This window comes from Sphingomonas liriopis (assembly GCF_024211255.1).
In the GTDB taxonomy this organism is placed as follows: domain Bacteria; phylum Pseudomonadota; class Alphaproteobacteria; order Sphingomonadales; family Sphingomonadaceae; genus Sphingomonas; species Sphingomonas liriopis.
On the sequence record NZ_JAMLDY010000020.1, the window covers coordinates 25,366 to 51,059 of the forward strand.

General features: G+C 67.0%; 21 protein-coding genes. 5 read left to right on the forward strand and 16 right to left on the reverse strand.

The genetic code is table 11. The annotated features are described in order from the left end of the window. Positions 1–217: 217 nt before the first annotated feature. From M9979_RS14650 to rimP, 3 genes are read right to left on the reverse strand one after another with little or no spacing between them, the layout of a single operon-like run. The gene (locus M9979_RS14650; RefSeq protein WP_254290105.1) at positions 218–463 is read right to left on the reverse strand and encodes a tautomerase family protein; all 246 of its coding nucleotides are present in this window, start codon (positions 461–463) and stop codon (positions 218–220) included. Beyond that, positions 463–2,076, reverse strand: a complete 1,614-nt coding sequence (gene nusA, locus M9979_RS14655) for a transcription termination factor NusA (RefSeq protein ID WP_254290106.1) — start codon at positions 2,074–2,076, stop codon at positions 463–465. The genes M9979_RS14650 and nusA overlap by 1 nt, the downstream gene beginning before the upstream one ends. Position 2,077: 1 nt before the next feature. Next, the gene (gene rimP / locus M9979_RS14660) at positions 2,078–2,656 is read right to left on the reverse strand and encodes a ribosome maturation protein RimP (protein WP_254290107.1); all 579 of its coding nucleotides are present in this window, start codon (positions 2,654–2,656) and stop codon (positions 2,078–2,080) included. 163 nt (positions 2,657–2,819) lie between these two features. Here rimP and M9979_RS14665 point away from each other — a divergent pair, with 163 nt between their 5' ends. Beyond that, complete coding sequence (locus M9979_RS14665; protein WP_254290108.1) at positions 2,820–3,953, forward strand: PQQ-dependent sugar dehydrogenase; 1,134 nt, start codon at positions 2,820–2,822, stop codon at positions 3,951–3,953. A gap of 235 nt (positions 3,954–4,188) precedes the next feature. Here the strand turns inward: M9979_RS14665 and M9979_RS14670 are convergent, their stop codons facing one another. Then, positions 4,189–4,584 (reverse strand): PaaI family thioesterase, encoded by a 396-nt coding sequence (locus tag M9979_RS14670; RefSeq protein ID WP_254290109.1) that lies wholly within the window; start codon positions 4,582–4,584, stop codon positions 4,189–4,191. After that, on the reverse strand, positions 4,581–5,015 hold the full coding sequence (locus M9979_RS14675; protein ID WP_254290110.1) for a PaaI family thioesterase: 435 nt from the start codon (positions 5,013–5,015) through the stop codon (positions 4,581–4,583). The genes M9979_RS14670 and M9979_RS14675 overlap by 4 nt, the downstream gene beginning before the upstream one ends. Positions 5,016–5,203: 188 nt before the next feature. On the opposite strand from M9979_RS14675, the gene M9979_RS14680 reads away from it, so the two are divergent. Further along, positions 5,204–5,983 (forward strand): crotonase/enoyl-CoA hydratase family protein, encoded by a 780-nt coding sequence (locus M9979_RS14680; protein ID WP_254290111.1) that lies wholly within the window; start codon positions 5,204–5,206, stop codon positions 5,981–5,983. Between the two features lie 151 nt (positions 5,984–6,134). On the opposite strand, the gene M9979_RS14685 is transcribed toward M9979_RS14680, so the two are convergent. After that, positions 6,135–6,917 carry an SDR family oxidoreductase gene (locus M9979_RS14685; RefSeq protein WP_254290112.1) on the reverse strand — a complete coding sequence of 261 codons (783 nt, stop codon included), beginning with the start codon at positions 6,915–6,917 and terminating at the stop codon, positions 6,135–6,137. Positions 6,918–7,029: 112 nt separating this feature from the next. Continuing rightward, on the reverse strand, positions 7,030–8,199 hold the full coding sequence (locus M9979_RS14690; RefSeq protein WP_254290135.1) for an acetyl-CoA C-acetyltransferase: 1,170 nt from the start codon (positions 8,197–8,199) through the stop codon (positions 7,030–7,032). A 73-nt stretch (positions 8,200–8,272) separates the two neighbouring features. On the opposite strand from M9979_RS14690, the gene M9979_RS14695 reads away from it, so the two are divergent. Beyond that, a complete protein-coding gene (locus M9979_RS14695) occupies positions 8,273–8,950 on the forward strand; it encodes a nitroreductase family protein (protein ID WP_254290113.1) in 678 nt (225 codons plus the stop codon). Positions 8,951–9,110: 160 nt separating this feature from the next. On the opposite strand, the gene M9979_RS14700 is transcribed toward M9979_RS14695, so the two are convergent. Continuing rightward, positions 9,111–9,377 carry a hypothetical protein gene (locus M9979_RS14700; protein WP_254290114.1) on the reverse strand — a complete coding sequence of 89 codons (267 nt, stop codon included), beginning with the start codon at positions 9,375–9,377 and terminating at the stop codon, positions 9,111–9,113. 275 nt (positions 9,378–9,652) lie between these two features. Further along, the gene (locus M9979_RS14705) at positions 9,653–11,038 is read right to left on the reverse strand and encodes a DEAD/DEAH box helicase (RefSeq protein WP_254290115.1); all 1,386 of its coding nucleotides are present in this window, start codon (positions 11,036–11,038) and stop codon (positions 9,653–9,655) included. Positions 11,039–11,412: 374 nt separating this feature from the next. Between M9979_RS14705 and M9979_RS14710 the strand changes: the two genes are divergently transcribed. Continuing rightward, positions 11,413–15,105: an autotransporter outer membrane beta-barrel domain-containing protein gene (locus tag M9979_RS14710; protein ID WP_254290116.1), complete on the forward strand. Its 3,693-nt coding sequence runs from the start codon at positions 11,413–11,415 to the stop codon at positions 15,103–15,105. A 1,165-nt stretch (positions 15,106–16,270) separates the two neighbouring features. On the opposite strand, the gene M9979_RS14715 is transcribed toward M9979_RS14710, so the two are convergent. The 6 genes from M9979_RS14715 to M9979_RS14740 form a co-directional block, all read right to left on the reverse strand. Further along, positions 16,271–16,801 carry a PadR family transcriptional regulator gene (locus M9979_RS14715; protein WP_254290117.1) on the reverse strand — a complete coding sequence of 177 codons (531 nt, stop codon included), beginning with the start codon at positions 16,799–16,801 and terminating at the stop codon, positions 16,271–16,273. Positions 16,802–16,946: 145 nt separating this feature from the next. Then, a complete protein-coding gene (locus M9979_RS14720) occupies positions 16,947–18,584 on the reverse strand; it encodes a long-chain-fatty-acid--CoA ligase (RefSeq protein ID WP_254290118.1) in 1,638 nt (545 codons plus the stop codon). A 63-nt stretch (positions 18,585–18,647) separates the two neighbouring features. Then, complete coding sequence (locus M9979_RS14725) at positions 18,648–19,100, reverse strand: nuclear transport factor 2 family protein (RefSeq protein ID WP_254290119.1); 453 nt, start codon at positions 19,098–19,100, stop codon at positions 18,648–18,650. A 17-nt stretch (positions 19,101–19,117) separates the two neighbouring features. Then, positions 19,118–21,130, reverse strand: a complete 2,013-nt coding sequence (locus tag M9979_RS14730) for an oxidoreductase (protein ID WP_254290120.1) — start codon at positions 21,128–21,130, stop codon at positions 19,118–19,120. Positions 21,131–21,270: 140 nt separating this feature from the next. Further along, positions 21,271–21,978: an SDR family NAD(P)-dependent oxidoreductase gene (locus tag M9979_RS14735; protein WP_254290121.1), complete on the reverse strand. Its 708-nt coding sequence runs from the start codon at positions 21,976–21,978 to the stop codon at positions 21,271–21,273. Positions 21,979–22,324: 346 nt separating this feature from the next. Further along, the gene (locus M9979_RS14740; RefSeq protein WP_254290122.1) at positions 22,325–23,752 is read right to left on the reverse strand and encodes an 8'-apo-carotenoid 13,14-cleaving dioxygenase; all 1,428 of its coding nucleotides are present in this window, start codon (positions 23,750–23,752) and stop codon (positions 22,325–22,327) included. Positions 23,753–23,780: 28 nt separating this feature from the next. Here M9979_RS14740 and M9979_RS14745 point away from each other — a divergent pair, with 28 nt between their 5' ends. Then, positions 23,781–24,353, forward strand: coding sequence for a TetR/AcrR family transcriptional regulator (locus M9979_RS14745; RefSeq protein WP_254290123.1), 573 nt, complete (start codon positions 23,781–23,783; stop codon positions 24,351–24,353). 184 nt (positions 24,354–24,537) lie between these two features. Here M9979_RS14745 and M9979_RS14750 read toward each other — a convergent pair whose 3' ends face one another. Further along, on the reverse strand, positions 24,538–25,653 hold the full coding sequence (locus M9979_RS14750; protein WP_254290124.1) for a Gfo/Idh/MocA family protein: 1,116 nt from the start codon (positions 25,651–25,653) through the stop codon (positions 24,538–24,540). Between the last annotated feature and the right edge of the window lie 41 nt (positions 25,654–25,694).

Here is a 25,694-nt window from a genome sequence, read left to right on the forward strand (position 1 = left end):
CCGTCGTGCCCGCGGACGGGTGGACCCCGGAACAAGTCCGGGGTGACGATGGGAATGGTGCGAAGTGCTTGCGACACAGCCTACGTCGCCCCGGACTTGGTCCGGGGTCCACCGTGCCGTAAACCGGGCGGTGCGGGGAAAGCGGACGCGCGCCGACACCCCCGCGGTTTCCCGCGAGTCGCATCGCTCTCCGCGAACCTGTGGACGCCCTAGCGCCTCATTGTGAGGGAACCGCATGCGCGTCCTCCCTCGGTTGGGCCAAGGATACAGGCGCCGCGTCGCGGTCGGCGATCAGCTGGCCGCCGGCGCCGTAATTCTCCGTCGAGACCTCCTCGATCACGATCTGCACCGCGGCCGGGTTCTTCCCCAGCCGGGTGACGAGCGAGGACGTCACGTCGGCGACGATCCCCGCTTTCTGTTCGCGGGTCGCGCTGCCCGCCAGTCGGATCGAGACGAACGGCATCAGGCCTCCTCGCCCTCCGCCGCATCCGTCGTGGCGGGCTCTTCGTCGGCGAACCAGTGCTGGCGCGCGGCCATGATGATCTCGTTGCCCTGTTCGTCCGACAGGCCGTATTCGGACAGGATGCCGCCCTTCGGCTCGGGACGCTTGGGGGCGTCCTCGTTGCGGCGGCGCGGTTCGATGCGCTTCTTCTCGACCAGTTCGTCGGTGGCGAGGTCGGCGAGGTCGTCGAGCGTCTTGATCCCCGCCTTGCCGAGCGTGACCAGCATCGCTTCGGTCAGGTACGGGATATCGATCAGCGCGTCCTCGACGCCGAGCGCGGTGCGCTCCTCGCGGTTCGCGGCCTCGCGGCGGTCGAGCGCTTCCTGCGCGCGGCTCTGCAGCTCCTGGCCGAGATCCTCGTCGAAGCCCTCGATCGACGCGATCTCGTCGAGCTCGACATAGGCGACCTCTTCGAGCGCGCCGAACCCTTCCGCGACCAGCAGCTGCGCCAGCGTCTCGTCGACGTCCAGCTCGGTCTGGAACATCTCGGTGCGCTCGGTGAACTCCTTCTGGCGCTTCTCGCTGGCATCCTGCTCGGTGAGGATGTCGATCGCCTTGCCGGTCAGCTGGCTGGCGAGGCGCACGTTCTGGCCGCGACGACCGATGGCGAGGGACAGCTGATCGTCGGGAACGACGACCTCGATCCGCTCCTCCTCCTCGTCGATCACGACGCGGCTCACCGAAGCGGGCTGCAAGGCGTTGACGACGAAGGTCGCGATGTCGGGCGACCAGGGGATGATGTCGATCTTCTCGCCCTGCATCTCCTGCACGACCGCCTGGACGCGGCTGCCCTTCATGCCGACGCAGGCGCCGACCGGATCGATCGACGAATCGCGGCTGATGACGCCGATCTTGGCGCGGCTGCCCGGGTCGCGTGCGGCGGCCTGGATGGTGATGATGCCGTCGTAGATTTCGGGCACTTCCTGCGCGAACAGCTTCTTCATGAAGTCGGGGTGCGCGCGGCTGAGGAAGATCTGCGGCCCGCGGTTTTCGCGGCGGACGTTGAGGATGAGGCTGCGGATGCGGTCGTTGACGCGCACCACCTCGCGCGGGATCTGCGCGTCGCGGCGGATGACGCCCTCTGCCCTCCCCAAGTCGACGACGACATGGCCGAATTCGACGCGCTTGACGACACCGGTGATGATCTCGCCCTGGCGGTCCTTGAACTCTTCATATTGCCGCTCGCGCTCGGCGTCGCGGACCTTCTGGAAAATGATCTGCTTCGACGCCTGCGCCTGGATGCGGCCGAATTCGATCGGGGGGAGCGGATCGACGATATAGTCGCCGACGACCGCGCCCTTCTGCAGCTTCTGGGCCTGCGCGACGTCGACCTGCTTGAAATAATCGTCGACCGCCTCGACCACCTCGACGACACGCCACAGACGCAAGTCGCCGGTCGTCGGATCGAGCTTCGCGCGGATGTCGTTCTCGATGCCGTAGCGCGTCTTGGCGGCGCGCTGGATCGCCTCTTCCAGAGCCTCGATGACGATGCTCTTGTCGATCATCTTTTCGGAAGCGACCGAATTGGCGATCGCGATCAGTTCCGCGCGGTTGGCGGTGGCGACGGTGGCCATCTTACTGCTGTCCTTCGTTCAGGTCGTCGTTGTCGTTCAAATCGTCGGCGTCTTCGAATTCGTCGGCGCCCTCGCTCGAAAGCGGCGCGGTGGCGGCGAGCAGCCGGTCGGTGATCGTCAGCTTGGCGTCGTGGATCGCAGCGAGGCCGACGGTCATGCGGGTGTGGCCGCGCACGTCGATCGACACCTGATCCCCCTCGATGCCGACGAGATCGCCGGTCAGGATCTTGCGATTGTCGATCTTCTCGGCGAGCGTGATCTTCGCCTCATGCCCCGCCCATTTGACGTAATCCTGCGGCCGGGTCAGCGGGCGGTCGATACCAGGCGAGGAGACTTCGAGGCGGTAGGCGTCTTCGATCGGGTCCTTGCCCTCCGCTTCCAGCGCGTCGAGCACGTCCGAGATGCGGCGCGACAAATCGGCGCAATCGTCGATCGTCAGCTGGCCGGTGTCCGGGCGCTCCGCCATCACCTGCAACGTCGGGTCCGATTTGCCGCCGAACATCTTCACGCGCACGAGGTCGAAGCCGAGCGCGGTCGCTTCGGGTTCGATCAATCGGGTGAGAAGGGCGATGTCCGCCATGCAGGCTCCAGCTATAGGTCGTCGCCGCCGCGGGAGGGGTCCCCCGCAGCCTCTTTCACCAAAGATGTAAGAGAAGGCATCGGCCATATACGTCGGAGCCCCGTCGGAAACAAGCATCCTCGTCCGCCCCCGTGCGTTTGCGTGGTCGTACCGGGAGAATCCAATGCGCCACAGCCTGCTCGCCACCCTGTCGATCGCCCTCATCGCCTGTTCGGGCAACGCGCCGGTGGAGGGGCAGGCGGGCGAGACGCCGCCCTCGGCGAAACCGTTCCGCGAGACGGTGGTCGCCGACTTCGTCTCGCCCTGGGCGCTCGCCTTCCTGCCCGACGAGCGGATCGTGGTGACCGAGAAGGCGGGGCAGATGATCCTGCTGTCCGCGGACGGCAAACGCCGCCAGACGATCGCGACGATCACCGTCGACGCGGCGGGGCAGGGCGCGCTGATGGACGTCGTCCCCGCGCCCGATTTCGCGAGCAGCAAGCGACTCTATTTCAGCTATTCGACCGCGGGCGAGGGCGGCAAGGGCGTCGTGCTGGCGCGCGGCCGGCTACGTTCCGACGGGCAGGGCGGCGACCGGCTCGGCGAGATCGAGGCGCTGTTCCGCGCGCGGCCGTTCGTCGAGGGCAACGGCCATTATTCGGGCCGCATCGCCTTTTCGCCCGATGGCCAGTCCCTCTTTTTCACCAACGGCGAGCGGCAGAAGTTCACGCCGGCGCAGGACCCGCAGGCGACGCTGGGCAAGGTGCTGCGCCTGACGCTCGACGGCAAGCCGGCGCCGGGCAATCCGCTGGTGGCGAAGGGCTTCGCGCCGGAAGTGTGGAGCTACGGCCATCGCAACCTGCTCGGCATCGCCTTCGACGGTGAAGGCCGGTTGTGGGAACAGGAGATGGGGCCGAAGGGTGGCGACGAGCTCAACCTCATCATGCCGGGGCGCAACTACGGTTGGCCCAAGGCGTCGAATGGCAGCAACTACGACGGCAGCGACATTCCCGATCACGCCCCCGGTGACGGCTACGAACCGCCCAAGGTGTGGTGGAACCCGGTGATCTCGCCGGGCGGGCTGATGATCTATTCGGGATCGCTGTTCCCGGCGTGGAAGGGCGATGCCTTCATCGGCGGCCTGTCGTCGCAGTCGCTGGTCCGCGTCGATCTCGACGGGCAGAATGCGAAGAAGGCCGACCAATGGCCGATGGGCGCGCGTATCCGCGACGTCGAACAGGGGCCGGACGGCGCGATCTGGGTGATCGAGGACGGCGGCAAGTCGCAGGGGCGGCTGATCCGGCTGACGCCGCGGTAAACCCTCCCGCTCGCGGGAAGGGCTATTGCATATGAGTGTTTGGTCGGCGGCTCCCCAATTCCTTCGTCACCCCGGACTTGTTCCGGGGTTCACCGTGCCGCAAGCGTCGGAAAAGAGCCTCGAAACGACAGGTTCGCCGAACCGTGGCCCCGGAACAAGTCCGGGGTGACGAAGTATTCCGGGCTGCCAGTTCGTCACGCGGCCATGTGCGATAGTCCTGCCGTCTCGGGGAGGATCAGTCGCGCACCACCAGATAGTTCATCCGCGCATGCGCGATCGGCTTGTCGCGGTCGTCCTGCCAGGCGATCGCCTCGACGTTGGCGACGCGGGTGCCGAGGCGGGTGACGATCCCCTCGGCATGCGTCGGCTTGTCGCGACCGCCGCGCATGAAATCGACGGTGACGTTGACCGGCTTGATCCGCCCGCCGCCCTCTTCGGCCAGCGCATGCTGCAGCGAGACGATCGCCGCCACCTCGAGCAGCCCGGCGATCGCGCCGCCGTGCAGGAAGCCGGGCCGGCCGAGCACGTCGTCGCGAAACGGCATCACCAGCATCGGCGCCGCGCCGTCGCGCGGCTCCAGCGTCACGCCGAGCAGCTCGGCATAGGGCGGCAGCGCGTGCGCCGGCGTCATGCCGCGCCTCCCATCTGATCGATCAGCATGAACGTGCCGGCGACGTGCGCGAGCGGATCGTCGGGCGTCTCGTCGTAGGCGATGCCGCGGACGAAGGCGATCGAGCGGGTCAGCTTCAGGCATTCGCCGCGCCCGATCACGGTGCGGCCGGGCACCGCCGGGCGCAGATAGTCGACGCGCAGGTCGAGCGTCGCCTGCGGCGCGAATTTGTCGCGCTTCACCCACACCGCGACGCTGGTCGCCATGTCCATCAGCGCGATGATCGGGCCCGATGCGAGCACGCCGCTGTCGGGATCGCCGATCAGGCTGTCGGCATAAGGCAGCGCCAGCTCGACCCAGCCGTCGCCCGAGCCGTGGAACTGGATGCCCAGCGTGCCGCCATGGCCACCGAACCGGTGCGCCATGAAGGCGTCGATGTTGAAGCCGCTCATCCGCGCGTCTCTACACGCCATCGGCGGTAGCGCAACGTGGGCCGCGGCGGTAGCGTGGGAGTCAGAGCAAACCACCCCCCTCCCGTTCGCCCTGAGCCTGTCGAAGGGCATCGCTCGATCGCAAGCCTGGGCTTCGACAAGCTCGGCCCGAACGGGATGGGGGCGGGGGAATGTCAGGAGAGAGAACCATGAACGACCGCGTCACCCTCACCGTCGCCGACGGCATCGCCGACGTCCGCCTCGCGCGGCCCGACAAGATGAACGCGATCGACCCCGCGATGTTCGAAGGGATCGGCGCGGCGATCGACGCGCTCGCGACCCGCACCGACGTGCGCTGCGTCGTGCTGTCGGGCGAGGGCAGGGGGTTCTGCGCCGGGCTCGACATGGCGAGCATGGCGCGCGGCGGCTCCGGCATGTCGACGACACGCAACGCGCAAGGCAGCATCCCGCCGCAGCACGTCACCTGGGGCTGGCGGCAATTGCCGATGCCGGTGATCGCCGCGGTGCACGGCGTCGCGTTCGGCGGCGGTTTCCAGATCATGTCAGGCGCCGACATCCGCATCGCCGCGCCCGACACCCGCTTCGCGATCCGCGAGACGCATTGGGGACTGGTGCCCGACATGGCGGGTTTCCCGATCTGGCGCGGGCTGGTGCGCGACGACGTGCTGCGCGAACTGGTCTATACCGCGCGAGAATTCGGCGCGGACGAGGCGCTGCGCCATGGCTTCGTCACGCGGCTGGCGGACGATCCGCTCGCCGCGGCGCTAGCGCTGGCGCGCGAGATCGCGGGGCGCTCGCCGCACGCGATTCGCGGGGCGAAGCGGCTGCTCAACATAGCGCACGATGCCGATCCGCGGGCGATGCTGGAGGCGGAGACGAAGGAACAGCTCAAGGTGATCGGCAAGCCGAACATGATGGAAGCGGTGGCGGCGAACATGGCGAAGCGACCGCCGGTGTTCGCGGACTGAGCGCGGTCCCAAGACCGTCGTCACCCCGGACGTGTTCCGGGGTCCACCCATCCGCAAGCATACGGCAAGAAGCGCAAGACCTGTGCCCAGCCGCACGGTGGACCCCGGAACAAGTCCGGGGTGACGAGGGATTTGGGGTGAGGCCGACCGATCAGCGCGGTGCCATGCGGATGCCGCCGTCGAGGCGGATATGCTCGCCGTTGAAATAACCGTTCTCGATCAGCGTGCATGCGAGATGCGCATATTCCGCCGGATCGCCCAGCCGTTTCGGGAACGGCACGCTCGCCGCCAACGCATCCTTGACCGGTTGCGGCGCGCCCTGCAGCAGCGGGGTGTCGAAGATCCCGGGCAGGATCGTGTTCACCCGGATGCCCTCGCCCATCAGGTCGCGCGCGATCGGCAGCGTCATGCCGACGACGCCGCCCTTCGACGCGGCATAGGCCGCCTGGCCGATCTGGCCGTCCTCGGCGGCGACGCTGGCGGTCATCACGATCGCCCCGCGTTCGCCATGCGCGCCCGGCGCCAGCGTCAGCATCCCCGCCGCCGATTTCGCGACGCAGCGGAAGGTGCCGACGAGGTTGATCTGCACCAGCCAGTCGAACGCGGCGAGCGGGAAATGCTTGATGCTGCCGTCTTCCTTCGATCGGCTGGCGGTCTTCACCGCATTGCCGGTGCCCGCACAGCAGACGAGGATCGCCTCCTGCCCGTGCGCCTCGCGCGCCCTGGCGAAACCGGCGTCGACGCTGTCGTCCTGCGTGACGTTCACCTCGCAGAAGACGCCGCCGATCTCGGCGGCGAGCGCCTCGCCCTTCTCGCGCTGCAGGTCGAAGATCGCGACGCGCGCGCCCTTGGCGGCGAGCGCCCGTGCGGTCGCGGCGCCGAGGCCGGAGGCGCCGCCGGTGACGACCGCGGCGATGGTATCGGTGATGTTCATGAATGTGCCCTTTTCCAAGCAGCCGTCATGCCAGCGCAGGCTGGCATCTTTCTCGGTGAGGTCGTGCCGTTCCCCAGCAAGACTCCAGCTTTCGCTGGAGTGATGAGATGCGTTACAATCGCTCGACGATCGTCACGTTGGCGATGCCGCCGCCCTCGCACATCGTCTGCAAGCCGTAGCGACCGCCGCGCGCGTGCAGCGCATGCACCAGCGTCGCCATCAGCTTCGTGCCGCTCGCGCCGAGCGGATGCCCCAGTGCGATCGCGCCGCCGTTGACGTTGAGCCGCTCGGGATCGCCGCCCGTGTGCTGCAGCCACGCGAGCGGCACCGGTGCGAACGCCTCGTTGACCTCGTACAGGTCGATATCCTCGATCCGCATGCCGGCACGCTGCAGGGCGCGGGTCGTGGCGAACAGCGGCTCCTCCAGCATGATGACCGGATCGCCGGCGGTGACGGTCAGGTTGTGGATGCGCGCCAGCGGGGTGAGCCCGTGCGCCTTGAGCGCCGCCTCGCTCACCACCAGCACCGCGCTCGACCCGTCGCAGATCTGGCTGGCGTTGGCGGCGGTGATCGTGCCGCCCTCCTGCAGGGTCTTCACCGCGCCGATCGATTCCGGCGTCGCATCGTAGCGGATACCCTCGTCGCGATCATGGCAGAGCGCGCCGTCGGGCGTTTCCACCTCCAGCCCGACGATCTCGCCGGCGAAGGCGCCCCGCTCGGTTGCCGCAGCGGCGCGGCGGTGGCTTTCGAGCGCGTACGCGTCAAGCGCCGCGCGGTCGAAACCGTATTTGCGCGCGATCATCTCGGCGCCCATGAACTGGCTGAACTGGATATCGGGGAAGCGCGTTTCCTGCCGCGGGCTCTTCGCCTTGCCGAGCCCGGCTTGCGCGAACAACATCCCGGTCGAGCCCATCGGCACGCGCGTCATGCTCTCGACGCCGGCGGCGATCACCACGTCCTGCGTGCCGCTCATGATCGCCTGCGCGGCGAACTGGATCGCCTGCTGCGACGATCCGCACTGGCGGTCGATCGTCACCGCCGGCACGCTGGTCGGCAATGTCGACGCGAGCACCGCGCCGCGGCCGACCTGGAAACCCTGCTCCCCGCCCTGGCTGACGCAGCCCATGATGACGTCCTCGACCGCCGCGGGATCGATGCCGCTGCGCCCCACCACCGCGTCGAGCACCTCCGCCGCCATGTCCGCCGGGTGCCAGCCGGCAAGCCGCCCGCCGCGCCGCCCGCCCGCGGTGCGCACCGCCTCGACGATATAGGCCTGCCCCATCATCCGCTCTCCATAACTCTTGTTATTGTGCTAGGGTGTCGCGCAATCGGAACGCAAGCGCAAGGGGATCGAGATGGACGTTCGACAGGCGGTGACGGCACGGCGATCGGTTCGCGGGTTCCTCGACACGCCGGTGGACGTGGCGATACTGCGCAATCTGGCGGAGACGGCGGCGCGGGCGCCGTCGGGCGGCAACCTGCAGCCGTGGCATGTCCATATCGTCCATGGCGAGGCGATGGCGCGGCTCAAGGCCGATATGGCGGGTGTGCTGGCGCGCGGTGAAACGGAGACGCCGGAGTATGCGGTGTACCCGCCCGGGCTGGCGGCGCCCTATGCGACGCGGCGATCCGATATCGGCGAGGCGCTGTACGGCCGTCTCGGCATCCCGCGCGAGGATCGGGCGGCGCGGCGGCGCTGGTTCGCGGATAATTTCCGGTTTTTCGGCGCGCCGGCGGCCTGTTTCTGCTCGGTCGATCGCGGCATGGGGCCGCCGCAATGGTCCGACCTCGGCATGTATCTGCAGACGCTGATGTTGCTCGCGGTCGAGGCGGGTCTCGCCACCTGTCCGCAGGAATGCTGGTCGATGTACCCGGAGACGATCGGGCGGTTCCTCGGGCTGCGAGAGGGGCGGATGTTGTTCTGCGGCGTGGCGATCGGGTTCGAGGATGAGGGCGCGGCGGCCAATGCGCTGCGGAGCGAGCGCGCGCCGGTAGGGGAGTGGTTGAGCGTGGTTGAGAAAGGCAAGGAGTAGGCCGCACGGTCTCCACAACTCCTCCGTCACCCCGGACGTGTTCCGGGGTCCACCGGGCGCATGCGCATGTTAGCGCCTCGAGCCCCGCGCCCCGCCGCAGAGTGGACCCCGGAACAAGTCCGGGGTGACGATGTGTGCGGGGCGGCCTTCGGATTCCCTTCTACAGCACCACCGTCTCGGGCTTCGACTCCTCGATCGCCGCGAGCACCATGCGTTCCCACACCGCCGGATCGCCCGCCGCCGCCATCTTGCGATCCGGCTCGCGCAGCGTGCGCAGCACCGCGCGGGCGTCGGCCAGATAGTCGCGCCAGGCGTTGTCGACCTGCTCGCCCGCGCTTTCGGCATCGCCGCCCGCGTTGGCGCTGATCCGCTGCCCGGCGAGCACGCGGGCGATCCGTTCGGGAAGCGGGGTGGTGGACACGTCCATGGCATCTCTCCTCTGACGGGAGAATGCGCGAGGAACGGGCGAGTTGCCATCCCCGAATGCGAACGGCCCCGCAGGATCGCTCCTGCGGGGCCGTTCGATAATCCTACAGTCGCGCCCTCCACTCCGTTCGCCCTGGTGAGCAGGTCGTCGAGGCCCCCGGCCTCGACTGAAACGTCCGGGGGACGTTTCACCTGTTCACTGTCGAAGGGCATTGAGACTCACCGGTGCTTCGACAAGCTCAGCACGAACGGGGGAGGAGGGGCAGTCTTGAGGGCTTAGCGCGCCGCGCCCGAACCCTGACCGCGACCACCGCCACCGCCGCCCGAGCGACCGCGGCCGCCACCGCCCTGACCACCACCGCTGCCGCGCTGGCCGCCACGGCTGGCGTTGGCATAGTTCCTCGTCGCGGTCGGCGCATGCGTCGCGCGCGGCCGCGCCGGCTGGCGCTGGCCGCGCGGCAGGTCGGCGCGCGGTGCGGGATCGGCGCCGATCGCCTTGACGCGGGTCGCCTTGATCTCGTTCGACAGGCCCTGGAAATTGTCGGGCAGCGGACGCACCGCGACCTTCTGGCGGGTCAGCTTCTCGATGTCCTTCAGGTACGGACGCTCGTCATCCGCGCAGAAGGCGACCGCGATACCGCTCGCACCCGCACGTGCCGTCCGTCCGATGCGGTGGACGTACTGTTCGGCGACATTGGGCAACTCGAAGTTGATGACGTGACTGACGCCCGAGACGTCGATGCCGCGCGCCGCGATATCGGTCGCGACCAGCACCTTGGTCTTGCCGTCCTTGAACTCGCCAAGCGCGCGTTCGCGCTGGCCCTGGCTCTTGTTGCCGTGGATCGCGTTCGCCGCGATGCCGTTGCCGGCGAGCAGCTTCACGACGCGGTCGGCGCCATGCTTGGTGCGGGTGAACACAAGCGCGCGGTTGATCGTCGGATCCTGCAGCACGATCGTCAGCAGCGCCTGCTTCTCGCTCTGGTTGACGAAGGTGACGTACTGGTCGACGCGCTCGGCGGTGGTCGACGCCGGCACCACCGACACCGTCTTCGGCTCGTGCAGGAACTGGTTGGCGAGCTCGCGGATCGCAGTCGGCATCGTCGCCGAGAAGAACAGCGTCTGGCGCTTGCGCGGGATCATCCGCACGATCTTCTTGAGCGCATGGATGAAGCCCAGGTCCATCATCTGGTCGGCTTCGTCGAGCACCAGGATCTCGATCATCGACAGGTTGCACATGCCCTGCTCGACGAGGTCGATCAGACGGCCCGGCGTGGCGACGAGGATGTCGACGCCGCGGCTGAGGTCCTGCCGGTTCTTGTTGATGCTGGTGCCGCCGAACACGGTCGCGACGCTGAGCTTGCTGAACTGGCCGTAGCCGCGCGCATTGTCGGCGATCTGGCTGGCGAGCTCGCGCGTCGGCGCGAGCACCAGCATGCGGCAATGCGTCGGCAGCACGCGCTTCTGGTTTTCGGTCAGGCGCTGGATCGACGGCAGCACGAACGCGGCGGTCTTGCCGGTGCCGGTCTGCGCGATGCCGAGCAGGTCGCCGCCTTCGAGCAGGATCGGGATCGACTGCGCCTGGATCGGGGTAGGAGTGGTATAGCCCTTGGCTTCGAGCGCACGGACGAGCGGCTCGGCGAGGCCGAGATGAGCGAATGACATGGAAATGCGAACCTTGAAAAAACGGCCTGGCCCGCGCGCCGATCCGAAGGGGAGTCGGCACACCGGTGCGGCGGGGAAAAACCGACGCCCCGCGTGAAAAGGGAAGCCTTGCGCTAACGACCGAGGCGGAGCCGCGGGTGGCCGAAAGCCAACCCGTTCACGCTGCATGACGCCTCGATTGCCCGCCATGTGCGCTGCACCGCGGCAAAAGTCAAGGCAGCGTGTGTTGCCGTCAGTCAACACTCCTGACGGAATGTCGGCGTGGCGATCGATGGCCACGATCGGCCGTTGACTTGGCCGTAACGGCGAATAGGCTGCAGTCATCCGATAAGCCGCTTGGGAGAGCGGCGGATGTACAGGGGTTCGATACAATCATGACCGATCACGTTTTTCGTGGCGCCGCGCGGCGCGCTTTGCTCGCCTCCACCGCGCTGATCGCGCTGCCCGCCGTCGCCCAGGCGCAGGTCGCCCCGACGGGGGTGGAGAATATCGCGCACGGTAACCCGCTGCTCGCGATCTCGGGGCTCGAGACCATCGGCCAGGGCGAACGGCCGGTCTTCGCCGACAATATCGCGCAAGGGGTGACGCTCGGCGCGCTCGCCAACCTCGACGAGAAGGTCGCGCAGAACCGCGCGCTGCCGCTGTCGGCGCTGCAGCAGGAGAACCAGCCCAACATCGTCATCCGCCAGCCCGGCACCTCGACGACGTCGCTCGACACCGGCACCAGCGTCAACGGCGTCGGCAACATGACGATCGCCTATGCCGACGGCCTCGGCATCTGCACCGGCACGCTCATCAACCCGCGCACCGTGATCTTCGCGGCGCATTGCGTGAACGAGAATGGCGCCGGCACCGGCGCGCAGGATCCGTGGCAGTACGGCTCGGCCGGCGGCGGCATCCCGATCGCCTTCGGCTTCCAGGCGAACAACCTGCCCGCGGTGCGCGACTGGTATCTGGCGACGACCTCGACCGGCGCCGTCAACCCCAACCAGTTCAAGACCAACACCGCCAACTTCCTCTACAACGTCAACCAGGTCGTCTATAACGCCGACTCGCTGAAGCTCGGCCTCGCGCAGAACTTCATCCAGGCCGACATCGCGATCGCGACGCTCGACACGCCGGCCGCCAACGTGCCCACCTGGGCGCTGCTGTTCTCGGCGCTGCCCGCGCCGGCGACGATCAGCGACACGACCGGCACCGGCTATCACGTCACCATCACCGGCTACGGCCGCAGCGGCACCGCGACGACGACGACCGGCGACACCGTCGGCATCGACTATCGCCGCCGCATCGCCGAGAACACGATCGGCATCCTCGGTTCGTTCAACGACCGCGACACCTTCCTGTTCGGTTCGACCAGCAACCTGCCGCAGAACCTGTACCAGCTCGACATGGACGATCCGCGTCGCGGCACGGCGACCAAGAGCCCGTACGATTTCAACCTGTTCAAGGACAATGCGCTGCCCAACGAGGGCACGACCGCGGGCGGCGATTCGGGTGGTCCGCTGATCCTCGACCGCGCCTTCGCCAAGCAGGTGGTGATCGGCGTGCTGTCCGGCGGCAGCCGCTTCTACGGCGCGCAGCCGTTCGGCTCGTACGGCACCGAGAGCTTCTATCAGCCGCTCTATCTGTTCTGGGACTATATCGTCGCCAACAACCCCTATCGCTATGCGCAGACCAAGGCCGGCGACGGCCTGTGGACCGACGCGTCGCGCTGGGTGACCGCGCTCGATCCCAATTATCAGGTGATCGTCAATGGCCAGCTGGCGAACGGCGTGCCGACCACGACCGGCGCGGGCATCGCGGGTGACGCCAACAAGTTCGGCAAGGTCTGCTTCGAGACCGCGACGGTCAGCGATTGCCAGGACATCAAGACCGGCATCGAATATATCAACGGCCAGCCGGTCGCCGGCACCGGCAACGTCGCCAGCGTCAGCGCCGAAGCGATCGCGGCGCGCGATGCCGCCATCGCCGAATCCGCCACCACCGCGGCGGCGCCGGCCACCGCCTCGGCGACCGGCGGCGGCCGTGGTGCGGGGATGAGCGTCGAGGACATCGGCCAGGACGGCAGGACGGACGCATCGCTGCTCGTCGGCGGCGAGAATGTCGCGCAGGCCGGCGACGCGATCGCGGCGGTCACCCCGACCCCGGCGGCGACGCCTGCCAACGGTCTGCCCGGCGCGACCAACTTCGTCCCCAACAACGTCGATCCCAACCGCGTCGCCAAGACCGCGGCACGCTATTACGACGTGTCGCTGACCGCCGCGGGCACCACCACGCTCAACACCGCGGTGACGATCGACCGCTTCACCGTCGCGGGCAGCACCGCCAAGCTGGCGGTGACCTCGGGCGGGTCGCTGACCAGCCTGATGGGCGTCACGCAGGTGACCGGCGTCGTCGACAACAACGGCGTCATCAACAGCCGCGGCGATTACATGAACCTCGGCGGGATGATCACCGGCACCGGCCGGATCAACGCGCCGTTCCTGACCAACGTGTCGGGCATGATCGCGCCGGGCACGACCGGCACGATCGGCACGCTGACCGTCGGCGGCAACCTCGTCCTCGCCTCGGCCAGCACGCTGCTGATCGACGTCGGGCCGAACGGCACGTCGGACAGTGTCGCGGTGGTGCGCAACGGCACGACCGACGGCCTCGCCAACATCGGCGGCCGCGTCGGCTTCGCGGCGGTGGCGGGTCACACGATCCGCTACAACGACGTCTATACGATCCTGACCGCGGCGGGCGGGATCAGCGGCACGTTCCAGGCGCCGGCGGCGATCTCGGCGATCCTCAGCCCGCAGTTCATCTATTCGACCAATGCGGTGCAGGCGCGGATCATCGCCGGCACCTATGCCAGCGTCGTCGCCAACACGCCGATCCAGACCGCGTTCGCCGGGCTGCTCGATCGCAACCGCGCCGCCAATTACGGCAACCTGTCGGGCCTGTACGGGATCCTCGACATCCAGAATGCGGCGACGATCCAGTCGACGCTGGAGGGCCTGGCGCCGCGCACCACGCCGCTGAAGTACGGCATGGGCACGGTCGCGACCGAGAACATGTCGCGCTTCTATCGCCAGCATCTGGCCGGCATCGACGCCAGCCAGCCGCTGTCGGGCACGCTGACCATGACCGGCCAGCCGCTGCAGTTCGCCTCGCTGATGGCGAGCGACCTGCCGACGAGCCAGGCGACGGCGAGCGACACGACGTCGACGACGGTGCGCGAAGGCGTGCTGCCGGAGAATGTCGCGGTGTTCATCGCTGGCGGCTATATCGACGGCGACAGCCGCAGCCTGCGCGATGCGCTGCCGTTCGGCGGGCGCGACAATTTCGACGGCTTCTACGTCGCGAGCGGGATCGAGGCGAAGGCGGGCGACAATGGCGTGATCGGCTTCGGTCTCAGCTATACCAAGCTCGACGGCACCACCGGCGGCGTCGCGCAGACCGCGCGCGGCGAGCTGTATCAGGGCACGCTGTTCGTCAAAGCGCAGAGCCTGACCGGGCAGGTGCTCGATGCGCAGGTCAGCGGCGGCGTCTTCCAGGCGCGGACCAACCGCAACGTGTCGATCGCCGGCAACGCCTCCAACCTGCGCAGCCGCGACAATGCGCTCGCGATCTCGGCAGAGGTCGGCGCCGCGCAGATGTTCGACGTCGGCGGGTTCCAGATCGGGCCGCGCATCGCCGGCCGGATCAACCGTATCGACTTCACCCCGACGCTGGAGACCGGCGGCAACGGCGCGCTGCGCTTCGACCGGTACCAGCTCGCCAGCTATCAGGGCCGCGCCGGCCTGCAGATCGCGGGTGGCCAGGTGCTCAAGCCCTTCGCCTCGGCCTATTTCGTCCATGACTTCAAGGACCAGCCGGGCGTCTTCACCGCCAACTTCATCGGCGGCACGGCACCGGCGGGCTTCCGCCTGAGCAGCCAGGACCAGAACTGGGGCGAGATCGCCGCGGGCCTGTCCTATTCGGGCGAGCGGTTCGAACTGTCGCTCAGCGCCGATACGACGATCGAGCGCAACGACGTCCGCAACCAGGCCTATCGCGGCGCGGTGAAGTTCAAATTCTGATCCTCCGATCCGACTGACGGCCGGGGCCGCTCTTCCGACGGGAAGGGCGGCCCTTGTCGTTTGCGGGATTGCCGGGCGCTGCGTGGTTCGCGCGAGGACGCGGAGAAGAAGGGTTTTGCGCGCAGAGGCGCAGAGAGCGCAGAGGGTTGTGGTGGAGACCGTGGCGCTCCCCCCAACCGATGCGTCATCTCCGCGAAGGCGGGGATCCATCATCACGACGTGCGCGAATGGAGCCGCATCGTCAGCCAGTATGGATTCCCGCCTCCGCGGGAATGACGAAGGTTGCGGTGTGTCGGCGTGGGCGTGGGATGACGAAGGTCGTGGTGCGCCCGGTGAGCGTATCGCTACCGTTTGCCACCGCATTCAGGGAGGCAGACGTCGTCTCAATCGACAACCGGGGAGGGGGCAACACCACGCGTACCACGGACACAACATCTCCGCGCCCTCTGCGTACAAAACCCGTCTTCTCCGCGCCTCCGTGTGAACCAACCTTCTTCGCCTCTTCGCGCCTTTAAGTCTTCGCGCGACCTCGAACCTTCTCTGGCCTGCGACAGCGCCAGACCGGAATGGTTGGACCGATCGCCGCCGTCTTACGCCGTCACCCCGGACGTGTTCGGCAGTTATACCGCTCTGCCATGTCTTCTTTCGTCATTCCCGCGCAGGCGGGAATCCATACTGGCTGACCCTTCGGCTCTATCTGTGACGCCAGTGATTATGGATCCCCGCCTTCGCGGGGATGACGGTTATATGTTCGAAGGGCATAAACGCCGACGTGTTGCGGGGTCCACCGGGCGGCCAGTCCGTCGGCAGGAGGTTTGAGGGATCGCGCTCGCGGCGTCGTGGACCCCGGAACACGTTAGTGCTTGTCCCGTTCGGACAAATGCCTCCCCGGCGAAGGCCGGGGTCCAGTCGCCACGGTGCCCTCGATGCCCGACCTGCATCGTGTGGGACCGTTTCTCGTTACGCTGACAGCACCCGACGAACCGATCGTGCCGCCGGTAACGCCTGGCTATCGCCACGCCCGCTGGGTCGTCAGCGCCGCGCGCTGATCGCTGCCACCGCGCCCCCAAATCGACCATCAACATCATGAACGGCGTGAACGATCCGGAAATGCTGTCGGCGCCGAGCGACTCCGATCGTACGGCAGAGCGGCCTGCCCATTCGGTCAATCTTCCGTCAGAATGGCGATCGCATCCTGGCAGATGTTGATCCTTTGCTGTTCGAAATCAATGCCGGCCTGGAGTACGAGCGCGCGCAATCGCGCCGCGCGCGACATCGTCTCCTTCGTGAAATCACGCGTTGCGATCCCGACATAGAGTTCGAGCTTGGCGCGATGGTGGTCCAGCAGATTTTGCAGATTGGCGCGGAGCGTATCGACATCGGTGATGGCCGCTGCACGCAGGCGCACCATCAACTCGTCGCGGATGGCATCGGGTTGCTGAGGCTCGGCCACCCAGCGCGCCAGTTCCGCGGTGCCCGCGGGCAGGATCCGATATTCGCGCTTGCGGCCTCTCGCCCGTTCGACGCGCGTACCCTTGATCAAGCCCGCTTCTTCGAGCCGCGCCAGTTCGCGATAGATCTGCTGGTGCGTCGCCTGCCAGAAATAGCCCAGCGAGCGGTCGAAGCGGGCGGCCAGTTCGGAGCCCGAGCAAGGACGCTCGGCGAGGGCGGTCAATAACGCATGGGGCAGGGACATTGGGCGGACTGTCTCGTGAACGCTTCCGCCTAGGGCCCAAACCCGATCACGACAAGGATCGTGATCGGGTTTGGGCCCTGGCCTGTCGGGCGCGGTCGGGCACCCTCTTTTTGCGCGCCGTACCGCGGCGGCCGGCGAGACGCCGTCAGGTGGCGCCGGATGGCATCCGCAGCTGCGCGCGCAGGATCTTCCCGACCGGCGATTTCGGCAGCTGGTCGCGCATCTCGAATTGCTTCGGCACCTTGTAGGCGGTCAGCCGCTCGCGACAGAAGGCGCCCAGCTCCTCGCCGGTCACAGCGGCGCGCGTTGTCGAGACGAACGCCCGGACCGCCTCGCCCGTGACCGCGTCGGGCACCCCGATCACCGCAGCCTCCAGGACGTCGGGATGGGACGTCAGGACATCCTCGATCTCGTTGGGGTAGACGTTGAAGCCCGACACCAGGATCAGGTCCTTCTTGCGATCCACGATGCGCAGATATCCGTCCTGATCCATGATGACGATGTCGCCGGTATGAAGCCAGCCGTCGACGATCGCGGTGGCGGTTTCCTCCGGGCGGTTCAGGTAGCGTTCGATGATATGGGGACCGCGGACGAGCAGTTCGCCGGGGTGACCCGGCGGAACGTCGTCGCCGTTCTCGTCGACGACCCGCGCCTGGCAACCGGGCATGAGCAGGCCCACGGTGCCGTCGCGCGCCGCCGGACCCGGCGGATTGAACGAGACGAAGCAACTCGTCTCGGTCATGCCATAACCCTCGACGATCACACCGCCACGCTCCCGCCACCGCGCGGCCGTATCGGCGCGAAGCGACGCGCCGCCCGATACAGCCAGTTTCAACCGACGCGGTCGATCGCCGAACCACGGCTCGGCGAGCAGGCCCGCGTACAGCGTATCGACGCCGGTGATCCAGTCGACCCGGAATGCGTCGAACGCCGGTTTCAGGTTGGTGAGTGGCCGTGGATTGGGGATCAGAAGATTGTGCACCCCCGACCAGAGCATCAGCAGGAAGTTAAAATTGAACGCGAAGATGTGATAGAAGGGAAGGGCGGTGATGATCGCATCGCCCGGTTCGAGCGTCACCTCGAACGCCTGCATATAGTCCCGGGCCATGTGCAATATGGCGCATTGGTTCGCATGCGTCAGTACGGCGCCTTTGCTGCGCCCCGTGGTGCCGCCGGTATATTGGTAGAGCGCGACGGGGTGCCGCCGACGCGGCGACAGCGGAACCCCACGCGCAAGCGCGTCGTCGAACCGGACCTCCTGATGGCCATCCTCGCCAACGGCGGCGACGGCGTGGAAGGTGTCCGCGAAACTGGCGACGATGAGCGCTCGCGCTTCCGTCGCGGCGATCTCCCTGACCGGCGCGAGAAACAGCTCGTGGCACACCAGCGCCTTCGCCCCGCTGTCCGCGAGCTGGATCGCCACCTCGCGGCTGGTGTAGAGGGGATTGACGTTGGTGACGATCAATCCCGCCTTCCAGGCGCCCAGAACGGCGATCGGATAGTGCAGCGAATTCGGCAACTGGATGGCGAGGACGTCTCCCGGAACCAGTGCCAGATCACCGGCCAGGAAGCCCGCGAACCGATCCGACAAGGCGTCGAGGCGCGCGTGCGAGATGGTCCCCTTCGCGCCGTCCGGCAGCACCAGCGTGAACGCGGGCGCGTCGCCGAAGCGGGCCGCGCCGGCGCCGATCAGGTCGGCGAGATTGCCGTCCAGCGTGGCCGGATCGACTTCATACCCGCGTAAGGACGGCGGATAGCTCGCCTCCCATGGCTTGCCCGTCATCTGTTCTGCCCCGTTGATGCGGTGATCGAAGCGTCGCCGGTGACGGCGACGACGCGAACGCGTTCAGCCCTTGACCTTGAACGACGGCAGGACGTCGCCCAGGCGCCTGCCCATTTCCGCCGCCAGGGTCTGGACGCCGTTCAAGGGTCGCATCATCACCTCGAAATCGACGATGCGACCGGCTTCGTCGAAGCGGATGAAATCGATGCCCTTGACCGTCTTGTCCGCCACGTTGGCGCCGAATTCCAGAACGACGCTGAGGCCGTCCGGGGTCACCGCCTGCCGGTGATACGTGAAGTCCTGGAATACCTGCAGCACGGTCCTGAGCGCCAGGACGAGCGCATCCGCGCTCCTGTACGGATTGATGGCGACCGGCGAGCGGAACGTCGCATTCGGATGCACGATCGCCGGCAAGTCGCTCAGGTCGGCGCGCGCGATCATGTCGTGCCATTTCGCCAGCGAGGCAGCGGCGTTGGGATGAAGGTTGGGAAGAGTCGACACGGCATTGTCCTCCATTTTGCTATTCGGGGCGCTCAAACGGCGCAGGCCAGGCGCGTGCCCTGATCGATCGCTCGCTTGGCATCGAGTTCGGCGGCGACGTCGGCGCCCCCGATCAGGTGCACGACGCATCCGCGTTCGCGCAGGCCGTCAAGCAGGTGTCGCTGCGGCTCCTGCCCGGCGCAGATGACGACGTTGTCGACCGCAAGGACGCGCTCCTCCCCGGCGATCGTGACGTGCAGTCCCTCGTCGTCGATCCGCCGATAGGTGACGCCGCCGGCCTCCGCCACGCCATAGGCCTTGAGCGCGGCGCGATGGATCCATCCGGTGGTCTTGCCCAGCTTTCCGCCGAGCCTGCCGGGCGAGCGTTGCAGCAGCGTGACGTTGCGTTCTGCCGCGACCGGGGCGGGTGCCACGCATCCGCCCGGCGTGCGGTACGACGGATCGACTCCCCACAGCGCGAAGAAACGATCGAGCGAAGGCGGTTCGTGGGGCTCGACCAGATAGGCACAGGTGTCGACCCCGATCCCGCCCGCCCCGATCACGGCCACGTCCCTGCCGACCGGTACATCGTCGCGAAGCACGTCGAGATAGCCGAGCGTCCGGGGATGATCGACACCGTCGATCTCGGGCACCCGCGGAACGACGCCGGTGGCCAGCACGATCTCGTCGAAATCGCCGCCCGCCAGAAGGTCCACATCGGCCCGCGTGTTCAGCCGCAGCGAAACACCCGTCAGATCGAGCTTGCGGCGGAAGTAACGCAGCGTCTCGTCGAATTCCTCCTTGCCGGGGATCTTCCTGGCGATGTTGAACTGGCCGCCGATCTCACCGTCGGCCTCGAACAGGGTCACGTCATGACCGCGCTCCGCCGCCGTCGTGGCGAAGGCAAGTCCGGCGGGACCGGCGCCGACGACCGCGAACCGCTTGCGGACCGGCGTCGGCGCGAGCGTCAGCTCGGTTTCGTGGCAGGCGCGGGGGTTGACGAGACAGGAGGTGATCTTGCCCCCGAACGTATGGTCCAGGCACGCCTGGTTGCAGCCGATGCACGTGTTGATCTCGTCGGCCCTGCCTTCCCGCGCCTTGCGGACGAACTGTGAGTCGGCGAGGAACGGCCGCGCCATCGAGATCATGTCGGCGCACCCTTCCGCCAGGAGCATCTCGGCGGTCTCGGGCGTGTTGATGCGGTTGGTGGCGACGAGCGGGATCGCGATCTTGTCCTTCAGCAGCCGCGTGACCCATCCGAACGCGGCCCGCGGCACGCGCGTGGCGATGGTCGGCACGCGCGCCTCGTGCCACCCGATCCCGGTGTTGATGATCGTCGCGCCGGCAGCCTCGATCGCCTGCCCCAGTTGGACCACCTCGTCGAGCGTCGACCCGCCCTCGACGAGATCGAGCATCGACAGGCGATAGACGATGATGAAATCGGGGCCGACCCGCTCGCGCGTCCGTCGCACGATCTCGACGGGAAAGCGCATCCGGTTCTCGTACGATCCGCCCCATGCGTCATCGCGATGGTTGGTCCGCGCGGCGACGAATTCGTTGATGAGATAGCCTTCGGATCCCATGATCTCGACGCCGTCATAGCCCGCATATTGCGCCAGGCCTGCGCGGCGGACGAAGTCGCTGATCGTCTCCTCGACCTCATCGGTTTGCAGCGCGTGGGGGCGAAGGGGGTTGATCGGCGCCTGCACGGCGGACGGCGCGACCAGGTCCGCATGATAGGCGTAGCGGCCGAAGTGCAATATCTGCATCGCGATCCTGCCACCCTCGGCATGGACCGCGCGCGTCACCCGGCGATGCTCGTCCGCTTCCGCCTCGGTGGTCAGCGCCGCACCATGCGGCTGCGGGCGCCCTCTGTCGTTCGGGGCGATCCCGCCGGTGACGATGAGGCCGACCTCGCCGCGGGCCCGCTCGGCATAGAAGGCCGCCATTCGCTCGAACCCGTTCGGCGCTTCTTCCAGGCCCACGTGCATCGAGCCCATGAGCACCCGGTTGCGCAACGTGGTGAAGCCCAGATCGAGCGGTTCGAGCAGCTTTGGAAACGACACCCCATACCCCTTTATGCAACGCGTTGAATAACGGGATACCTCGCTTCGTTTTCAAATGCAATCAGTTGCAAATAACTTTTTGGCGGGAGGTTCGTTGCCGCGTTCGAGCGTCCCTGACACGGGGTGGAGGGGCGCCGCCGTCAGGTCTGTCCGACCATCCGCCCGATGGCGTTCGGCGCGAGGCGCAGCAGCGCCGGAAGCATCCGCGTCTGACCCACCAGCGCCATCGGCCGCTTCTTTGCGAGCGCATCGAGCGTGGCGGCCGCCACCATGTCCGGTTTCACCTTCGAAACCTGAAGGTGCGCAGTCGCACGCGTGTCCACCGTCGGCGGCAGCACTTCGAGCACATGGGTGCCCCTGCTCGCCAGTTGTCGACGCAGTCCTTCGGCGAAGCCGTGCAGCCCCGCCTTTGCCGCGCCATAGGTCGGCGACCGCTTCGGGGACACCAGCGCGTACCCCGAGCTGACGAGGACGATCGCGTCCAGCCTGGGCCAGCGCGACAGCGTCGACGCGGTGAGCTGAACCGGCGCGACCAGGTTCAACGCGAATTCGTCCGCCAGTTCCGCGGCGGTGGGTGGCGCGATCGTGAAGTCCCGCTCGATCAGCAACCCGGCGTTGCTCACCAACACGTCGATGCGGCCGTATCGCTGCTCGACCGCATCCAGCAGCGCGGTCTGGGACGCGGTGTCGGTGACGTCCGCCTCGACCGCCAGCAGGTCCGGATGCGTGGCGCGAAACGCCTCCAGTCCTGCGCGCGAGCGCGCGCATACCGCGACCGACGCGCCTCGTGCGGCGAACGCCTCCGCGAGCGCGAGCCCGATGCCCGACGTTCCGCCGGTAATCAGCACGACCTTGCCATCGAACCGCTTCATGAGACCTCCTCAACATCTTTCGGGTGATTTCGCCTTCTTAGGCACGTCGAGCCGCATGGCCGCCGCGGCCGCGCGCGCGCTGTCGACGCCCAGCCCGCACAGCGCGAGCAGCGCCATGTCACGGAGCAGGGCGGTCGCCGCTGTTGCGTCCGGCTGGCGTCGCTTCCCGCCACCATCACCGCCAAGGCTTGACGGCGTACAGGCAATTATAACCGTTGCAGGCCCTTTCAGGGCCTCATCGATCGACGTCCACGGTCGCGATCGACTTGGCTGAGCGTACTTTCCAGCGCTGCGCAATATTGCTGGGAGGATGGCTGCAGCGTCACGAGCTGACCCAATTGCCATGGAACCCGGGCGGGATGCGATGAGGAATGCGTATGCTCGCGACGGGATCGTCTTCGAAGCGTCGCGCATCGAGGATCACGAGGTCCGTCGTTTGAGCGGCCGTGTCGATGACGAGGCCGATGAGCCATCCCTGTCCTTCGCCGCAATCTGCCGCCTCAGGTACGAAGACGAACTCGCCAGGGAAGCGGCCCGCGCCGAAATCGTGCACCTGACGCGAACCTGCGATCAGGTCGTGCGCGTAGATCGCCGTGCCTCCCACATAACGATCGAGTGGGGCGGCTGGCAGCGCCATCGTCCACACGTAACGGTGCGGCTGGCCGTAGAAGCGGTCATCCTGACGCGGAAATTCCTGTGGGGTTGCGTCTATTGCTTGCCGGTCGACGGTACGCCGGACCGGGTCGATCGTCCAACGCTCCAGCCCCAGGGATCGCGCATCCGGCCCCATCGCGCCATCGTGAAACATGCTCTCGTAGACGCACAGGTCAGCCACCACGCTACCGTCGGGCAGGTCGTACGCGTTGACGACGTGGAAGGCGTAGCATGGGTCGACGTCGCACCAGATGATATCGGCATCGCTGCCTGCGCGCGGCATCAAGCCGATGCGGGCTTCGTGTTTCGTATTCCAGCGATAGGGAATGCTGTATCCGGAAATCAGCGCCGAGACGGAAAAGGTGAGGGGAAGGTCGAGGATCAGCACGAAGCGGTCGGTGATCGCGCAATCATGGACCATCGGGCCGTGCTTGACGGCCACCGGTTCCTCTCGGACGACTCGACCATTCGCATCGATCACGACATGTCGGATCGTCTTCGGATCGCGCGCTTCGTAGCAGACGGCATGATACTCGCCGGTCTTCGGGTCGCGGTGGGGGTGCGCAGTAAACGACCCCTTCAGCGATCCATCGAAAGGGTTATAGGTTTGCGCCTCCAGGCTTTCGCTCAGTTCGACCGGATAGCTACCCGCCTCTACCAATGCGAATGTGCGGCCACCGATGCTGACGACATTCGTGTTGACCATATCGAAATCATGTCGCGGGCCCGGTGCCGGTTCGACACCCCGCGCGGCCGCTACCTCATCGGAACGGATCCAGCGGTTGCGATACCACAGCGCGCGCCCGTTCTCGATCGCTAGGCCGTGTACCATGCCGTCGCCACTGAACCAGTGATAGGATGCGGGATCCGGATCGACCGGATTGGGACCGATGCGCAGATAACGGCCATCGAGGCCTGCCGGGATGGTGCCGGTGACCGACAGCTCGGTCAACGTAGCCTCTTCGGTCATCGGCGCATGGATCCCGGTCAGGAACGGATTGCCACCCGCCGGCTCGCGCAGACGCTTGCGATTGTATCCGGCCAGGGCTTCCACACCCTTGGCGAGGGACTGTCGGATCCAGTTTTCGATTCCCATGACCGCCTCCCATGTTTACAGTGTTACTATGGGCAATAGTGATAACAGTGTCAACATGATGCGGGGTGGCTACCATCACGGTGACTTGCGAAGAGCATTGATTACGGAGGGACTGAGGCTGCTGGCGGAGCGTGACGTTGACCTGCTGTCGTTACGCGAAGTGGCGCGCGGCGTCGGCGTCAGTGCGACGTCGGTATACCGCCATTTTCCTGACAAGGACGCGCTGATGACCGCGCTTGCCATGGAAGGCCTGGATCTGCTGGGTGCGGCACAGCGCCGCGCTGGGGAGGGCGCCGGGGGCGGCCGTGCCAGCTTTGCCGCGATCGGTCGTGCCTATGTTCGCTTCGCGTTGGCGAACCCGGCTCTGTTCCGATTGATCTTCGCTTCGCCTGCATTGGCGTCGGAAAAGGAGAAAGGCGATTACATGCCGGAAGCGGGCGCGCTTCTTCGGGACAACGCCATCATCGAAGCGACGCGAGCAGGCGGAGATCCGGATATCCATGCGAAAAGCGCCTGGGCATTGGTTCACGGGCTTGCCATGCTGATGCTCGATGGACAGATTCCACCGGACGAAGCCCTGATCGACCGGGTAATCTGCTAGACCTCCCAGACCGCCGTTGCCGCGCCTTGCTCGTCATTTCGCCCTGTGTGCGATGCCGCTGGAGCGGCGTGACGATTTTGCCGGGATGCAACGAGGAGGTCCGGACGCCCGCTTTCCTGGCCTGCTCGACGTAGTGACGGCGTGGCAGCCGATGAAGGCAGGCACACGGCATCGGGCGCATCGCCTACAGCAATATGGTACGACCGGATTCGGCGGCGCGTTCGATGGCATCGACAATATGATGGAGGACCGTTGCGTCTTCGAAGCGCGGTGTCGTGCGTGTTCCATGACGCAGGTCGTGCGCCATCGCAGCATAGACGCGGGCGACGTTTCCCGCTTCCACGTCCTCCGGCCAGCCGGTGCGATAGGATTGCGGCACATCGACAGGATGGAAGACCCTTTCCTCGCCTTGCACGCCTCGCAGCGAGAGCTGGACCATCTGCACGTGACCGGAAGGGCCGGAGATGCGGATATCGCCGTTCGTGCCGTTGATCTCCCAGAAGAGGCCATCGTCGTCGCGTGGTGCGCCCCCGCGAAAATGCAGCGACAGAGGCGCGCCGCTTGCCAGGACGCCTGACACGAGAACCTGATCCGGCGCGGTAGCGGGCAGAACCTCCTGCGTATCGAGCACCCGCGCGGTGGGACGCCTGGTCGCCAGCACGGCCGAGATCGCGTTAACGGCGCCGAGCACGCTGGTAAGCGCGGACAGCGTGTGACCGACCGGAATCGTCAACAGGGTGGCGCCGTTGGCGCGATCCAGCAGATATCCGTAGGTCTTCTTGTCCGGGATCGTCCCGCCGCCCTGCAAGGCGCCGCCCCAGGCGACGATCGTCGTGGAAACGACATCCCCGACGAACCCGTCCGCGATGAGATGTTTGAGATACTGGATTTCCGGCGCGAAAGGAGCCTGTGTGCCGACGACGCCGATGATACCCTTCGCTCGCGCCAGCGCAGCCATCTCCGCCGCCTCGGCCAGTCCATTGCCGAGCGGCCATTCGCAATAGACGTGTTTGCCCGCCGCGACCGCCGCTTGCACAAGCTCGAAATGCGGCGGCACTTTCACCGCGACGGTGACGATGTCTACATCGGGGGACGCGATCAACTCGGCGGCATTGTCGAATGCCCGTGCGATCCCGGTCTCTGCAGCAGCAGCTTCGGCGCTTGCTCGGCCCGTGTTCGCGATCCCCGTGATTTCGAAGGTGTCGGACAGTGCCTGCAACGCCGGAATATGGGATCTCGCCGCCCAGCTCCGGCCGGGTTGTACGCCGATGATGCCGACCCGAAGACGTTGTAACGACATGCCGATTTGCCTTTCCGGACTGCATTCCGCCGTGCCGTCCG

Bases quoted from the DNA above. Each gene is read 5' to 3' on its own strand.
- M9979_RS14680 (WP_254290111.1), top strand. From the start codon at position 5,204: ATGAACGACCGCGTCACCCTCACCGTCGCCGACGGCATCGCCGACGTC.
- M9979_RS14685 (WP_254290112.1), bottom strand. From the start codon at position 6,917: ATGAACATCACCGATACCATCGCCGCGGTCGTCACCGGCGGCGCCTCC.
- M9979_RS14695 (WP_254290113.1), top strand. From the start codon at position 8,273: ATGGACGTTCGACAGGCGGTGACGGCACGGCGATCGGTTCGCGGGTTC.
- M9979_RS14690 (WP_254290135.1), bottom strand. From the start codon at position 8,199: ATGGGGCAGGCCTATATCGTCGAGGCGGTGCGCACCGCGGGCGGGCGG.
- M9979_RS14710 (WP_254290116.1), top strand. From the start codon at position 11,413: ATGACCGATCACGTTTTTCGTGGCGCCGCGCGGCGCGCTTTGCTCGCC.
- M9979_RS14675 (WP_254290110.1), bottom strand. From the start codon at position 5,015: ATGAGCGGCTTCAACATCGACGCCTTCATGGCGCACCGGTTCGGTGGC.
- M9979_RS14740 (WP_254290122.1), bottom strand. From the start codon at position 23,752: ATGGGAATCGAAAACTGGATCCGACAGTCCCTCGCCAAGGGTGTGGAA.
- M9979_RS14650 (WP_254290105.1), bottom strand. From the start codon at position 463: ATGCCGTTCGTCTCGATCCGACTGGCGGGCAGCGCGACCCGCGAACAG.
- M9979_RS14720 (WP_254290118.1), bottom strand. From the start codon at position 18,584: ATGACGGGCAAGCCATGGGAGGCGAGCTATCCGCCGTCCTTACGCGGG.
- M9979_RS14745 (WP_254290123.1), top strand. From the start codon at position 23,781: ATGGGCAATAGTGATAACAGTGTCAACATGATGCGGGGTGGCTACCAT.
- M9979_RS14750 (WP_254290124.1), bottom strand. From the start codon at position 25,653: ATGTCGTTACAACGTCTTCGGGTCGGCATCATCGGCGTACAACCCGGC.
- M9979_RS14725 (WP_254290119.1), bottom strand. From the start codon at position 19,100: ATGGAGGACAATGCCGTGTCGACTCTTCCCAACCTTCATCCCAACGCC.
- M9979_RS14705 (WP_254290115.1), bottom strand. From the start codon at position 11,038: ATGTCATTCGCTCATCTCGGCCTCGCCGAGCCGCTCGTCCGTGCGCTC.
- M9979_RS14700 (WP_254290114.1), bottom strand. From the start codon at position 9,377: ATGGACGTGTCCACCACCCCGCTTCCCGAACGGATCGCCCGCGTGCTC.
- M9979_RS14670 (WP_254290109.1), bottom strand. From the start codon at position 4,584: ATGACGCCGGCGCACGCGCTGCCGCCCTATGCCGAGCTGCTCGGCGTG.
- M9979_RS14665 (WP_254290108.1), top strand. From the start codon at position 2,820: ATGCGCCACAGCCTGCTCGCCACCCTGTCGATCGCCCTCATCGCCTGT.
- nusA (WP_254290106.1), bottom strand. From the start codon at position 2,076: ATGGCCACCGTCGCCACCGCCAACCGCGCGGAACTGATCGCGATCGCC.
- M9979_RS14715 (WP_254290117.1), bottom strand. From the start codon at position 16,801: ATGTCCCTGCCCCATGCGTTATTGACCGCCCTCGCCGAGCGTCCTTGC.
- rimP (WP_254290107.1), bottom strand. From the start codon at position 2,656: ATGGCGGACATCGCCCTTCTCACCCGATTGATCGAACCCGAAGCGACC.